The 15,047-nt window shown below is 63.6% G+C and carries 10 protein-coding genes; 5 read left to right on the top strand and 5 right to left on the bottom strand.

Annotated elements, in window-relative coordinates; translation table 11 throughout:
* Positions 1–50 precede the first annotated feature (50 nt).
* The 5 genes from AB4Y32_RS05730 to AB4Y32_RS05750 form a co-directional block, all read right to left on the bottom strand.
* On the bottom strand, positions 51–2,798 hold the full coding sequence (locus tag AB4Y32_RS05730; RefSeq protein ID WP_368720382.1) for an MGH1-like glycoside hydrolase domain-containing protein: 2,748 nt from the start codon (positions 2,796–2,798) through the stop codon (positions 51–53).
* Between the two features lie 34 nt (positions 2,799–2,832).
* On the bottom strand, positions 2,833–4,836 hold the full coding sequence (locus AB4Y32_RS05735; RefSeq protein ID WP_368720383.1) for an amylo-alpha-1,6-glucosidase: 2,004 nt from the start codon (positions 4,834–4,836) through the stop codon (positions 2,833–2,835).
* Positions 4,837–4,952: 116 nt separating this feature from the next.
* Positions 4,953–6,308 (bottom strand): ATP-binding protein, encoded by a 1,356-nt coding sequence (locus AB4Y32_RS05740; RefSeq protein WP_368720384.1) that lies wholly within the window; start codon positions 6,306–6,308, stop codon positions 4,953–4,955.
* A complete protein-coding gene (locus tag AB4Y32_RS05745) occupies positions 6,305–7,018 on the bottom strand; it encodes a response regulator (RefSeq protein WP_368720385.1) in 714 nt (237 codons plus the stop codon). Before AB4Y32_RS05745 ends, AB4Y32_RS05740 begins: the two co-directional genes overlap by 4 nt.
* A gap of 57 nt (positions 7,019–7,075) precedes the next feature.
* Entirely contained in the window at positions 7,076–7,378 is a 303-nt protein-coding gene (locus AB4Y32_RS05750) for an EF-hand domain-containing protein (RefSeq protein ID WP_368720386.1), read from the bottom strand.
* A 363-nt stretch (positions 7,379–7,741) separates the two neighbouring features.
* Between AB4Y32_RS05750 and AB4Y32_RS05755 the strand changes: the two genes are divergently transcribed.
* The 5 genes from AB4Y32_RS05755 (at position 7,742) to AB4Y32_RS05775 (ending at position 14,984) form a co-directional block, all read left to right on the top strand.
* Entirely contained in the window at positions 7,742–8,101 is a 360-nt protein-coding gene (locus AB4Y32_RS05755) for a hypothetical protein (RefSeq protein ID WP_368720387.1), read from the top strand.
* 108 nt (positions 8,102–8,209) lie between these two features.
* Entirely contained in the window at positions 8,210–8,683 is a 474-nt protein-coding gene (locus AB4Y32_RS05760) for a bacterioferritin (RefSeq protein WP_368720388.1), read from the top strand.
* Between the two features lie 473 nt (positions 8,684–9,156).
* Positions 9,157–10,614, top strand: a complete 1,458-nt coding sequence (locus AB4Y32_RS05765; RefSeq protein WP_439899753.1) for an efflux transporter outer membrane subunit — start codon at positions 9,157–9,159, stop codon at positions 10,612–10,614.
* 138 nt (positions 10,615–10,752) lie between these two features.
* Positions 10,753–11,919 carry an efflux RND transporter periplasmic adaptor subunit gene (locus tag AB4Y32_RS05770; RefSeq protein ID WP_368720390.1) on the top strand — a complete coding sequence of 389 codons (1,167 nt, stop codon included), beginning with the start codon at positions 10,753–10,755 and terminating at the stop codon, positions 11,917–11,919.
* 11 nt (positions 11,920–11,930) lie between these two features.
* A complete protein-coding gene (locus AB4Y32_RS05775; protein ID WP_368720391.1) occupies positions 11,931–14,984 on the top strand; it encodes an efflux RND transporter permease subunit in 3,054 nt (1,017 codons plus the stop codon).
* Positions 14,985–15,047 lie beyond the last annotated feature (63 nt).

The following is a 15,047-nucleotide window of genomic DNA, read 5'->3' on the forward strand; positions in this document are numbered from 1 at the left end:
GATACGTCAAGCACGCGTCAGCCGTGCGCAAGGCAGATGTAATGCACGCGCTATTTCACCGCAACGGGAGTCGGCGCGGCAGCGGCGGCCGATTGAGCAACCCCTGCCGCCGTGGGCACATTCCCCGAGCTGACGGCTTCGCGAGGCTGCAACAGCAACGCGACGAGACCCGTCCAGCCTGTCTGATGCGATGCGCCGACGCCGCGCCCGTTGTCGCCATGGAAGTACTCGTGAAAGAGCACGAGATCCTGCGAGCGCGGGTCCGCCTGTAGCAACGGATAGGCCGCCATCACGGGACGCTCGCCGTTCTCGTCCTTCAGAAAGAGCGTGGTCGTGCGCCGCGCGAGCGCATCGCCGATTTCAGCAAGCGACAGCTTGTTGCCCGAGCCCGTCGGATACTCGACGCGGAAGTCATCGCCGTAATAGCGATGAAATTCGTATAGCGATTCAATCAGCAGATAGTTGACGGGCATCCATACGGGCCCACGCCAGTTCGAATTGCCGCCGAATACGCGCGAATCCGATTCGGCGGGCAGGTACTTCACACAAAAGCTCTGACCGTTGTGCCGGTAGACGAACGGATTGTCGCGATGCACACGCGACAGCGCGCGCACGCCGTGATCGGACAGAAACTCCGCTTCGTCGAGCGCGCGCCTGAGCAGCGCCTTCATCCGGTGCCCGCGCAACAGTGAAAGCAGCAGGCTGTTGCCGCGTCCCGGCTCGTTCCAGCGCGATACCAGCCGCGCGAGATCGGGGCGGAAACGCAAGAACCACACGAGGCGATCGCGCAAGCCCGGCAGCGAGCCATGCAGGCGTTCTTCGAGTACATGCACGGCGAGCAGCGGAATCAGGCCGACGATCGAGCGCACGCGCATCGGTGTGCTGGAGCCGTCGGGCAAGCGCAGCTTGTCATAGAAGAACTCGTCCTCGCTGTCCCACAGGCCCGTTTCGCAATTGTCTTCGCAACTGACGGCCTGCGCGATATACAGAAAGTGCTCGAAGAACTTCACGCCGATATCGACGAACACATGGTTTGCAAACGCGAGTTCGAGCGCGATGCGCATCAGGTCCAGTGCATACGCAGCCATCCATGCGGTGCCGTCCGCCTGATCGATACGGCCGCCCGTCGGCAGCGGCGACGAGCGATCGAAGATGCCGACGTTATCGAGCCCGAGAAAGCCGCCCTGGAAAATATTGCGGCCATCGGCGTCCTTGCGGTTCACCCACCACGAGAAGTTGAGCAGCAGCTTGTGAAAGACGAGTTCGAGAAAATCGCGGTCGCCCTTGCCTGTCAGCGCGCGGTCGATTTCATAGACACGCCACGCAGCCCACGCATGCACGGGCGGATTCGCATCGCTGAAGGCCCATTCATACGCGGGGATTTGCCCGTTCGGATGCATGTAGCGGTCCTTCACGAGCAACAGCAATTGACGCTTCGCGAACGCGGGGTCGATCAATGCGAATGCCGCCGCATGAAACGCGAGATCCCATGACGCATACCACGGGTACTCCCACTTGTCCGGCATCGACACGATGTCGGCATTGCACAGATGCCGCCAGTCGCGGTTGCGGCCCTGCTTGCGCGACGCGGGCGGCACGGGCTGCGCGGGATCGCCGTCCATCCAGCGCTGCACGTCGAACTGGTAGTACTGCTTCGACCACAGCATGCCCGCCAATGCCTGACGCTGCACGAGCCGCTCGTCCTCGCCGTCGATGTCATGCTGCAACGCTGCGTAGAACGCGTCGGCTTCCGCGATGCGCTGTGCGAACAGCTCGTCGACGTCGAGCGGCTCGTCATCGACGGCGAACTCGGGCCGCCAGCGCAGATAGACGACGGTCGTGCCGTGCGGCGGCAGATTCAACGGCACATGCGCGGCCGCCTTCGTGCCCGCGTCGCGGCGAATCGCGTCGGCGCCGCCATGCACGAGGTATTCGTTGAAGCCGTCCTTGAATGGACCCGTCGCCGCCATGTCGAAATGGCGCCGGACGTTTGTATCGTTCTCGCAGAAAATCCATTCGAGCACGGTCGTATCGGGCGACCATGCCGTCACGACGATCGGCTCGTGACCCGGATGCGTGCCGAGCAGACGCGTGACGCCGTGCACCGTTTCCTTGACGAGCTTCGGCCGCTCGTCGACTTCCTTCCACGACCACTTGTTGCGCGCCCAGATCTGCGGCAGAAGATCGAGCGCTGCAGACTCGTCCGCGCGGTTCTCGACGGTGACGCGCATCACGACGTCTTCAGGCGTGTTCTTTGCGTATTCGACGGTCACATCGAAATAACGCAGATCGTCGAACACGCCCGTATCGAGCACTTCGTACTCGGGCATATCGCCGCCGCGCCGCGCGTTTTCCTCGACGAGATCCTGATACGGAAACGCGGCATGCGGGTATTTGTACAGCATGCGCATATAGGAATGCGTCGGCGTGCCGTCCAGATAGAAGTACAGCTCCTTCACGTCCTCGCCGTGATTGCCTTCCTGATTCGTGAGGCCGAAAAGACGCTCTTTCAGAATGGGATCGGCGCGATTCCACATTGCAATCGAAACGCACCAGTTCAACGTTTCGTCGCCGAATCCTGCAATGCCGTCTTCGCCCCAGCGATACGCGCGGCTGCGCGCATGATCGTGCGGGAAGTAGTCCCATGCGGTGCCGTTCGGGCTGTAGTCCTCGCGCACGGTGCCCCATTGACGCTCGCTGAGGTACGGACCCCAGCGCTGCCACCGCGCGCACTCGGCGGAATGCAGACGTATCCCCTCGACCGTGGACAGCAGATTCGCAGCGCGCAGCGCAGGCATGGCAGCGTCCTTCCTCTCGTGGTGACGGCAGGAGTCACATCGTAGCGCGGTTGGGGGGTTCGCGTGGCGCAACAGGCATATCGGCGCTGACGCGTTCCCCAAGCAACACCCCCACACGCAACCGTTCCCCAAGCGACCACGCCTGAAAGGGCGTGCCGCCCGGCGCATGGGGCGCGTCGCCGTCCGCGACTTCCGATATGTGATCGAGTCCCGCGCGGTCCAGATGCGCATCGAGCGGCGCGAGAAAGCGCGTTCGCGCCGCATCGCGGGTGGCGGCATCGGGACGTTGCGCGCGCAGCCATGCTTCGACGAACGGACCGAGCAGCCAGGGCCACACGGTCCCTTGATGATAGGCGCGATCGCGCTCGAGCGGCGTCCCCGCATAGCGCCCGCGATACGCGTGATCTTCCGGTGAGAGCGTGCGCAATCCGAGCGGCGTCAGCAGATGCGCTTCTACTTGCGCGACGACAGCACGCGCCGTCTCGCCTTCGACGAGCGCGAACGGCAGCCCGCCGGCGGCGAAGATCTGATTGGGCCGCACGGAACGATCGACGGCGCCGCGCACGTGATCGACATCGACGTTGTCGAACAGCGCGCCCGTTTGCGGATCGACGAAGCGCACGGCAAACGACTGCGCTGCGCGCATTGCAGGATCGCGCCAGCGCGCATCCCATTGCGCGGCGATACGCAACGCGTTGAACCACAACGCCTGCACTTCGACGGGCTTGCCGATGCGCGGCGTCACGACCCATTCGCCGACCTTCGCGTCCATCCATGTGAGCTGCACGCCGGGCACGCCCGCGCGCAACAGACCGTCGTCGTCGGCGCGTATGCCGTAGCGTGTGCCTCGTGTGTAGCCGGACAGGATCGTATCGACGGCTTCATGCAAGCGGTCTCGCGTTTCATGCGAAGCATGTCCCGTCGCCAGATAATCGTGCACGGCGATCGCGAACCAGAGCGATGCGTCGACCGAGTTGTACTCAGGCTCACCGCCGTAGTCGGGAAAGCGATTCGGACACATGCCCTCGGAAATCGTGCCCGCCCACGCAAGCAGGATCGATTCGGCCTCCGCATGGCGTCCCGTGGCGATGAGCAGGCCGCGCATCGCGATGAACGTATCGCGTCCCCAATCTGTGAACCACGGAAAGCCCGCGACGATCGTGTGGCCCGTCGAGCGCGCGACGACATAGGCATCGGCTGAACGTTGCAGACGCGATGAGAAACAAGCGCGACGCGATGCTTCCGCATTCGCAAGCGCATCGGCGTGAGCGCTTGCCGCTTGCATGTCGGGCGGCGCATGACCCGTGTCCGCGCCCAGCACCATGACGGCTGCATCGCTCAGCAGTTCGAAGCTGAAGACGCCGGGCGTCGCAAGATCTTCCGTGTAGTCGAGGCCGCGCTCGCGTTCACGCACATAGCAAAAGTTGCGATACCAGTCGGGCGCATGTCTGTACGCACCGTTCGTCAGCGCGCGAATCGCGGGCAGATCGCGATAGGGCTGCCACTGCACGCGCTCGCCATCGACGCGAGCGGTGAAATCGAACGCGCCGTTCTCGTGATGCAGCGCGTGATAGTCACGGCCCGACAACAACGGGCGCACGTGCAGCGTGATCGTGCGATCGCGCGGCGCATCCTCTTCGAACTCCGCCCGCCAGCGCAGCACCGTTTCACACGTCGCTTTCGCAACGAACGCTTCTGCGATCACGCCTGTTTGTGCGTCGATCCGGAAACGCCACGTCGGCCACGGCGTGGTATCGAATGCGATCAGGCTCGCGGCGATGTCGGGATAGAGAATGTCGGGCGCGTAGCGCTGCATCGTGAGCGGATAGCGCGCGCCGTTCGCTTCGATCCACGCTTCGATGCCATTGACGAGCACCACGCGCCCCGCAGGCGCGCGCGTCGCCGTCAGCAGCAGAGCATGGTATCGGCGCGTGCGCAACGTGCCCACCGTACCCGACGCAAAGCCGCCGAAGCCATCGGCCTCGAGCCATTCGTCTTCCAGACGTTCGATATCGAAGGGATGTTCGACGCGTGTCATCGCAGATCCGCTTTCCGCTAGCGTGGCCGATCAAGAGACTGACGACAGATTAGCGGCTCGCGCGGGAAAAGTCTCGCGCTGTGCCGTGTCACTTGCACGGGCCGACAGCGTGAAGATCACGCAGCCGGTTGCGCCGCCACGCTTCGCTGAACCGGCAGCACGGCCCACACTTCGAGCCCGCCGCCTTCTCGCGGATGAAACTCAAGCGTGCCGCCATGCAAGCGCGCGATGCGCTCGACGATCGCAAGCCCCAGCCCTGTGCCTCCCGCCTTGCCATGGGCGTTCTTGCCGCGCTGGAACGGCGCCTTCAGCCGTTCGAGTTCTTCCGCGCTCAGTCCCTTGCCACGGTCCCCGACAGCCACACGAATCGCATCCGCATCGGCCCATGTCCTGACGGCAAGGCCCGTCTGTCCGTATACGACCGCGTTCTGCATCAGGTTCATCACGAGCCGCATCATCGTGATGGGCCGGAACGCGTGTTCGGGAAGCGCGCCGAGCGACAGCTCGAACTCGTGCCCGAGTCCCGCGAAGTCGGCGGCAAGCTGGCTGATCAGCGCGTTCAGATCGCCGGGCTGCGGCGTCTCGCGCTCGCCGCTTCCCGCGTAGTCCATGAACTGTTGAAGGATTGTGTCGATCTGGTCTAGATACGATTCCGCCGCGCCCGCGAATGCTTCGTCGCCGCCCGTGTCGTTCGCCATCGCCATCGCGAGACGCAGCTTCGTGAGCGGCGTGCGGATATCGTGCGAAACGCCCGCGAGCATCAGCGCGCGCGTCGCCTCCGCCTGCTGCAACGCCTGCGTCATCTGATTGAACGCGCCGCTCACCTGCGCGATTTCGGTCGGCCCGTCGACGCGCAAAGGCGGCGGCGTTTCGCCCGCGCTCACGCGGCGCGCCGCATGCGCGAGTTCCTGCAACGGCCGGTTCAGATAGCTTTGCAGCGCGAAGCCCGTCAACGCCGCCAGCATGCCGAGCCCCAGCGACAGCAACACGGCCGTCAGCATGCCGCCGGCCTGCGCTTCTTCCGGCACCTGCAAGCCAATCCAGTACAGCTTGCCTGCGACGTGCATGCGTATCCACATACGCGGGCCGGCTTGTTGCCAACGCACTTCCGTGCCCGGCGGCAGATAGTGGCTCAGGCTTTCCAGAAACACCCGCAACTGATGAAGCCGGTAGAACGCGAGCAATCTGACGCGCGGCTCTGTCACCGCATCGGCGGGCGGTTCGTTGCGCGCGTCGAGCCGCGCGACGAGCGTGTCGCGCGCAATCTCGGGCGACGCGGCAAGCGCGTTGTCCAGTGTCTTGATGTACGTGCCGAATACGGCAGCGGCGCGCTCGGTGCGCGGGCTTTGCACATAGTGGATCAGCACGCTCAGCGCGCAGACCTGGCTGATCGCCACCAGCACGATCAGCAGCGCGATGTTGCGCGCGAGCACGCTGCGTGGCAGCACGCGCGACAGGACGCGCGCGCTCATGCTTCGACGTCGGCGACGAGCATATAGCCGACGCCCCATACGGTCTTGATGAAACGCGGCTTCGACGGATCGCTTTCGACCGCCTGCCGCAAGCGCAGAATCTGCACATCGATGCTGCGATCGAGCGCATCGTGGTCGCGCCCTCTGGCGCGCGCGATCAGGTTGTCGCGGCTCACTGCGCGGTTCGGCGATGCCGCGAGCGCCGTCAGCAGCAGCATCTGCGCGGAATGCAGTTCGACGGGCGCATCGAGCCGATAGAGACACTGCTTGCCGACATCGAGCCGGAAGTCCCCGAAGCGCAGCGTTTGCGTGGTGACGGTCGGGTCGCCTGCTGCGATCTTCTGGCGGCGCAACAGCGCATTGATGCGCGCCACCAGCTCGCGCGGCAGGAAGGGTTTCGCGAGGTAGTCGTCGGCGCCCGTCTCGAGCCCGATCACGCGATCGAGCGGATCGCCCTTTGCAGTAAGCATCAGGATCGGCATCGTATGCCCTTCCGCGCGCAGGCGCGCGCAGATCTGCAAGCCGTCTTCTTCGCCGATCATCAGGTCGAGCACGAGCAGATCGTAGGGCTCGCGCTGCAAGTAGCGTTCGAGCCGCGTGCTGTTCTCGACGGCGCGGACTTCGAAGCCATGTCCGCTCAGGAAGCGCTGCAGCATGTTGCGCAGTTCCGCTTCGTCGTCGAGCACGATGATGCGGGCGGGTCGGTCCATGCGATGGCTCCTTTCGCTACTTGCAACAGTTTAGCTTCGGGCCGACCCGTTTTCCCGTCAGTGCGATCCCGCGCGCTGCGCCATGAATTGCTCGATCTGTCCGAGCGTCACATAACCCTGTTTCTGCGTGTCGATCTCATTGAAATACTGCGCGACGCGTGGCATGCCCGTCTGCGCCTGGGCAAGCGTCAGCTTGCCGTCATGCGTCGTGTTGGCAACGGCAAAGCGCTGTTGCAACTCCTGCATCATGCGCTCCATGCGCGGCGATGCGGCCATCGGTTGCGGCGCCGCCTGCGCCGTCTGTGCCATCACGCCCGTCGATGCAATGCACAAAGCAAGCATGGCGATCCACTTCTTCATTTCCATCTCCATTCGTTTCATTCAACTTCTTCGCTCACGTGGTGTTGCGATTCGTCGTTGGCGAAGCGAATTCTTGCTGTCCCGGAAGCCGAAGGCAATTTCAAATTTATGTCGCCGCATTTCATGCGATTCATCGTGTGGGCCGTGCATTCACGCTTGTTTCCGATGCGCCGCTGCATCGCGCGCCGAGCGATTACGCAGCGAACACTTCAAGCATGAGCGTGCTTTTCCGGCGACATCGAATGAAACAAGTTATCGCTGCCCATTCGAGGATGCGTTGCGTATCGTCTGCACGTCGGCGGCGATGTGAGGACTTCGCATCGCATCCGCCGGCTGTCCGCTCGTCTGCCCGAGGAGTTTGATGTGAACATTCGCTCTGCTTATACGTCCGCGATTGCCGCGATGGGTATCGCCTGCTCGACCAGCGCCTTCGCCGGCACCGTGTTCGTCCATGCGGCCTATGTGCCCGCCGTTGTCTACGCGCCGCCGCGCACGCTCTATTACGTGCCGCCGCAACCGCCCTATGTCGTGCCCGTCGTGCCCACGGTGCCCACGGTGCCTTATGTCACGGTTGTGCCGCCGCCCGCGCCCGCGAAGCCTTTGCCCTATGCGACGGTGGCCGTGCCCGTGGTCGCGGCGCCTGCTTACGCCGTTGTGCCGGCAAGAAGCATCGTCTATGCGCAGCCGGTCGCCGTTGTGCCTGGCGTCGTCGTCATACGCTGATTGCATCGCCGCGCCGATTCACTTGATCTTTGCAAAGCCGAGGCCAACAATGAAAGCCTTCGACTAACGGGCATTAACCGGCATTCGGCGAGCTTCGCGGAGGGCGCTATGTCAGGGATCGAAAAGGACAAGGTCATCGCCGTGCTCAACCAGATTCTCGAATCCGAGCTGGCTGGCGTGGTCCGTTATACGCACTACTCTTTTCTCGTGTTCGGCTTTGGCCGCATCCCGATCGTGTCGTGGCTGCGCCAGCAGGCTGACGAATCGCTCGCGCATGCGCATCTGGCGGGCGAATGGATCACGACGCTCGGCGAGTATCCGTCGCTTGGCATTGGTCCATTGCTCGATTCGCATACGACCGATATCGCGTCCATTCTGCGCGAGTCGCTTGCAGCCGAAGACGTCGCGCTCCGCCTGTATCGCGATCTGCTTGCACTCGTGAAAGACCGCTCCGTTGCGCTCGAAGAATATGCGCGGCAAATGATCTCGGTCGAAGAGATGCATGCGGGCGAAGTCGACAAGATGCTGCGCAAGCCGGGCACGGTCGCGACATCGGGCGAGCGCGGCGCCGATACGCAATAGCTTCGGCGCCTGCATCGCGCATCGCGCACGCGTTGAACTTTCAATTTGCCGCACACGCCGATTCTCGATCGCTCACCGAATAATTCTTCTATCAAGGGCACGGCACGCATCGACACACGATGCATGCCGTGCCCTTTCTTTTATTGCATGCGCGCTCGATACATTTAACGTTTGCCGACATTAACGCGCGTCTAATCCCCTAAATGTTCTGCATGCATGGCGGCGTTTGCAACGACCCATGCTAGGCTATGCGCGGCATCAGGCTGTTGAATTCTGCTTCCGCTATTTCGTTCGTAGTCCGCGCGGTAAAACAAGGTGGATAGATGATCGAAGACGTCAACCGCAGTTTCAGTCGCAGTCGCAATCGATGGCACCGGCATCCGCGCGGTGTGTTTCGTCGCCGCCCAACATATGAGACCTTGGCGCGTGCCGCATCGATCACGGTCCTGATCGCTGGCGCGTTGTCCGGCTGCATGGTCGGCCCCGATTACCGCACGCCCGCCCCGCCCGCCACCGAAACCTACACGCCCACGCCGCTGCCCGATCGAACGGCGACGTCGCCGGGCGCATCGGGCGTCCCGCAACAGTTCGTGGCCGGCGAGGACATCCCCGCACAATGGTGGACGCTCTTTCATTGCGAGCCGCTCGACGCGCTGATCCGCGAAGCGCTCACCAACAGCCCCAACGTCGCCGCGGCGCAAGCGGCGCTCAGACAAGCCGGCGAAAATCTGCGCGCGCAAATGGGCACCACGCTGTATCCGTCCGTCGACGCGAAGGCCAATGCGACGCGCGAGAAATTCAACGGCGTCACGTTCGGCCAGCCGGGACTCACGGAGGTGCTGAATCTCTATAACGCATCGGTGAGCGTGTCGTACAACCTCGACGTATTCGGCGGCGCAAGGCGCGAACTCGAATCGCTGCGATCGCAGGTCGATTACGAGGGCTTTCAGTTGCAAGCTGCGTATCTCGCGTTGTCGGCGAACATCGTGACGGCGGCCGTCAAGGAAGCCTCGCTGCGCGAGCAGATCGAAGCGACCGAGCGCATCGCCACCGACGAGGACGCGCAGCTCGGCGTGTTGCGCAAGCAGTTCGAGCTTGGCGGCGTGAGCCGCGCCGCCGTGCTCTCACAGGAGACGCTCGTCGCGCAGACGCGCGCGACGTTGCCGCCGTTGCGCCAGTCGCTCGATCAGACGCGCCACCAGCTCGCCGTGCTCGCGGGCAAGCCGCCGAGCGACACGGGCGTGCCCGAGTTCAAGCTGTCGATGTTCACGCTGCCGCAGAGCTTGCCCGTCAGCGTGCCGTCGTCGCTCGTGCGGCAGCGCCCCGACATCCTCGCCGCCGACGCCACGCTGCATCAGGCGAGCGCGCAGGTCGGCGTCGCGACGGCGAACATGTATCCGCAGCTCACGCTCTCGGCGAGCTACGGCCCGCAGGCGCTGACGCCCGCAGGTCTGCTCAAGTACGCCGACATGATCTGGAACATCGGCGCGGGCGTCACGCAGCCGATCTTTCACGGCGGACAGCTGAGCGCGCAAAAGCGCGCAGCCGAAGCCGCCTTCGATCAGGCCAACGCGCAATACCGGCAGACGGTGCTGCTTTCGTTCCAGAACGTCGCCGATACGTTGCGCGCGCTCGAACACGATGCAACCGGCCTGCGTGCGCAGACGGAAGCATGGCGCGCGGCCCGCGATTCGCTCGATCTGACGCGCGGCCAGTTTCGCATTGGCGGCGTCAGCTATCTGGCGTTGCTCGATGCCCAGCGTCAGTACCAGCAGACCGTCGTGAATCTCGCGCAGGCGCAGGCCGCGCGCTATGCGGACACGGCGGCGTTGTTCCAGGCGCTCGGCGGCGGCTGGTGGAACGACACGGCGACGAGCCAGGCAGCCCAGGCGATGCCCGCGGCCGCCCCGGCGTCTGCGACGCCGCAATGAATCCTTTTGCAATAGCCGCGCGTTGCTTGCGAGCAGACGGCAGCGCCGCCGGAAGAGTTTGTGCCTGTCGACGGGAGTTAGCGCTTCAGCGCTTACTCCCGTCTCATGCAGAGCAGTTTGCCGTGCAAGGACGAAACGATGACAACGAAAAGACCGATGACAAAGCGGACGATGACCAAGCGGATGATCATCATGCTGATCTGCGTGGGCGTACTGCTCGGCGCGCTGGTCGGCTTCAATCTGTTCAGGGCGCACATGCTCAAAAAGTTCATGGCGAGCAATGCCGCGCCGCCCGCGACCGTCACGGCCGCTGTTGCAGGCTATCAGACATGGCAGCCGCAGCTTGCCGCCGTGGGCAGCCTGCGCGCGGTGCGCGGCGTCGACGTGACGACGGAAGTGGCCGGGCTCGTGCGCGAGATCGCGTTCAGCTCGGGCCAGGAGGTGAAGGCAGGCCAGGTGCTCGTGCGCCTGAACGACGATTCGGACCGCGCGCAGCTCGCGTCGCTGCAAGCCGCTGCGGAACTCGCGCAAACCGTCTATAAGCGCGACAAGGCTCAGTTCGACATTCAGGCGATTGCGAAGGCGCAACTCGACGCCGACGCCGCCGACCTGAAGAGCAAGAAAGCCCAGGTCGATCAGCAGGCCGCGCTCGTCGAAAAGAAAACGATACGCGCGCCCTTCGCGGGACGCGTCGGCATCACGACGGTCAACCCGGGCCAGTACATCAATCCGGGCGATGCAATCGTCACGCTGCAAGCCATCGACCCGATCTACGCCGACTTCTACCTGCCGCAACAGCAACTCGGGCAATTGCAAGTCGGCCAGGCGATCGTCGTCGATACGAATGCGTTCAGCAACCGCACGTTCGACGGCAAGATCCGCTCGATCAATCCGCGCGTGGACAACACGACGCGCAACGTGCAGATCGAAGCGACCGTCGACAACCGCGAGCGCAAGCTGCTGCCCGGCATGTATGCGAACGTGAAGATCGACGCGGGCACCGTGCAGCGCTATCTGACCCTGCCGCAAACGGCGATCACCTATAACCCGTACGGCGCGACCGTATTCGTCGTGAAGCCCGGCGCGCAAAAGAATGCGCAAGGCAAGGTCATGCCCGTCGCGCAGCAGGTGTTCGTCACGCCAGGGCCGACGCGCGGCGATCAGGTCGCGATACTCAAGGGCATCAGCGAAGGCATGCAGGTTGTGACGAGCGGCCAGTTGAAGCTGAAGAACGGCACGCCGCTCATGATCGACAACCGCGTGCTGCCTGCGGACAACCCGAATCCGACGCCTCAGGAACAATAAGAGGCCACCCGATGAAATTCACCGACATCTTTATTGAACGCCCGGTGCTCGCATCGGTGGTGAGTCTGTTGATCCTCGTGCTCGGCTTGCGTTCGCTCTCCGCGCTGAAGGTCGGCGAATATCCGCAGACCGAAAACGGCGTGGTGACGATCACCACGTCGTACTACGGCGCGAGCGCCGACACGATGGCCGGCTTCATCACGCAGCCGCTCGAATCCGCAATCGCGCAGGCCCAGGGCATCGACTACATGTCGTCGACGAGCAGCACGGGCGTCTCGACGATCACCGCGACGCTGCGCCTGAACTACGACTCGAATCGCGCGCTGACGGAGATCAACACGCAGATCGCATCGGTGCGCAACCAGTTGCCGCCGCAAGCGCAGCAGCCGGTGCTGACCGTGCAGGTGGGCCAAACCACCGACGCCATGTACATGGGCTTTTACAGCGACGTGCTGCCGAGCAACAACGTCACCGACTATCTGCTGCGCGTCGTGAAGCCGAAGCTCGATTCGATCCAGGGCGTGCAGACGGCGGAAATTCTCGGCGGCCGTCAGTTCGCGTTGCGCGCGTGGCTCGATTCGAACCGGCTCGCCGCGCACAACGTCACGGCCGCCGACGTCTTCACGGCTCTCGGCAACAACAACTATCTTGCGACGCTCGGCACGACCAAAGGCCAGATGATCAGCGTCGATCTGAATGCGGGCACGGACCTGCACTCCGTCGACGACTTCAAGAAGCTCGTCGTCAAGCAGAAGAACGGCGCGATCGTGCGCCTCGAAGATGTCGCGAACGTCGTGCTCGGCGCGGACAACTACGATTTCAACGTCGCGTTCAGCGGCAAGCGTTCGGTATTCATCGGCATCAAGGTCGCGCCCGATGCGAACGTGCTCGACGTCGCGAAGCGCGTGAAAACGATCTTCCCGGACCTGCAGAAGCAGTTCCCGACAGGCATGACGGGCGACATCGTCTACGACGCGACCGACTTCATCAACACGGCGATCGAAGAAGTGGTGAAGACGCTCGTCGAAGCGCTGCTGATCGTGACGGTCGTGATCTTCCTGTTCCTCGGCAGTTTCCGCGCGGTGATCGTGCCCGTGATCGCGATGCCGCTCTCGCTGATCGGCACGTTCTTCGTGATGCAACTGCTCGGCTATTCGATCAATCTGCTGACACTGCTCGCGCTCGTGCTCGCGATCGGGCTCGTCGTCGACGATGCGATCATCGTTGTCGAGAACGTCGACCGGCATATGAAGCAGGAAGGCAAGCAGCCCTTCGAAGCCGCGCTGATCGCCGCGCGCGAACTCGGCGGACCGATTCTCGCGATGACGGTCGTGCTGGTTGCCGTGTACTTGCCGATCGGTTTCCAGGGCGGGCTGACGGGCGCGCTCTTCACCGAATTCGCGTTCTCGCTGGCGGGCGCCGTGACCGTATCGGGCGTGATCGCGCTGTCTTTATCGCCGATGATGTGCTCGCGCTTCTTCCGCACGGATCAGGAGTCGGGCCGCTTCGCGCGCTTCGTCGACAGGCAGTTCGAGCGCGTGCATCGCGGCTATGGGCGTCTTCTGCATGCGATGCTCGACACGTGGCCCGTGTTCATCGTGATGGGCGCGCTGCTTTTGTGCAGCACCGTGTATCTCTTCATGACGTCGCAATCGGAGCTTGCGCCGCAGGAGGACCAGGGCATCGTACTGTCGCAGATCCAGGGGCCGCCGAACGCGACGATCCAGCAGATGCAGACTTACGCGGACCAGGTATTCGACATCTCGAAGCAGTTGCCCGAGTACTCGCAGATGTTCCAGCTGACGGGCGCGCCGACGCTGAACCAGGGCATCGGCGGCGTGCTCTTCAAGACGTGGGACAAGCGAAAGAAGGGCGCGACGCAATTGCAGCAGGAATTGCAGCAGCAGTGGAACGGCATCGCGGGCGCGCGCGTCGCCGCGTTCCAGTTTCCGCCGCTGCCGGGCGCGCAAGGGTTGCCCGTGCAGTTCGTCATCAGCACGACGGAGCCGTTCGAGAACCTCAACGAAGTGTCGCAAGCAGTGCTGCAAAAAGCGCGCGCAAGCGGCATGTTCTTCTTCGTCGACAGCGACCTGAAAATCGACAAGCCGGAAAGCGTGCTGCTCGTCGACCGCGACAAGGTCGCTTCGCTCGGCCTGTCGCAAAGCGATGTCGGGCAGACGCTGGGCGCGGCGCTCGGCGGCAACTACGTCAATTACTTTTCGATCGCGGGCCGCTCGTACAAGGTGATTCCGCAAGTGCTGCAAACGGACCGGCTGAACCCGTCGCAAGTGCTCGACTACTATTTGCGCACGCCCGATGGCAGCGTGATTCCCGCATCGACGGTCACGCATCTGAAGCAGACCATCGTGCCCGAGTCGATCAATCACTTCCAGCAGCTCAATTCAGCGACGATTTCCGGCGTGCTCGCGCCGGGCATCTCGCAGGGCGAAGTGCTCGACTTCCTGCGCAAGGCCACCACCGACGTCGCGCCGACGGGCTATACGGCCGACTATTCGGGCCTGTCGCGGCAGTTCGTGCAGGAGTCCGGCGGCCTCGTGATCACGCTGCTGTTCGCGACGATCATCGTGTTTCTCGCGCTCGCCGCGCAGTTCGAGAGCTTCCGCGATCCTGTCGTGATTCTCGTGTCGGTGCCGATGGCGCTGTTCGGTGCGCTCATCTTCATCAACATGGGACTCTCGACGCTCAACATCTACACGCAGGTGGGTCTCGTCACGCTGATGGGCCTCATCAGCAAGCACGGCATTCTGATCGTGCAGTTCGCGAACGAACTGCAACGCGCGGGACGCGGCAAGCGCGAGGCGCTCGAAGAAGCGGCCGGCGTGCGCTTGCGGCCTATCCTGATGACGACGGCTGCAATGGTGCTGGGCGTGCTGCCGCTCGTGATCGCATCGGGCGCGGGCGCGGCGGGCCGCAATGCGATGGGGCTCGTGATCTTCACGGGGCTGTCGATCGGCACGCTGTTTACGCTCTTCGTCGTGCCGTCGATGTATATGTTCCTCGCCGCCGACCATCATCGCGATAGGGAGCATCCGGTGGAGGCCTGAACGATTTCGCCAGAGACGGGCGGCCATTTTGGTGCGCATTGCCGGCGTGCACGCCGCACGGCT

Source organism: Paraburkholderia phymatum (assembly GCF_040965635.1).
Lineage (GTDB): Bacteria > Pseudomonadota > Gammaproteobacteria > Burkholderiales > Burkholderiaceae > Paraburkholderia > Paraburkholderia phymatum_B.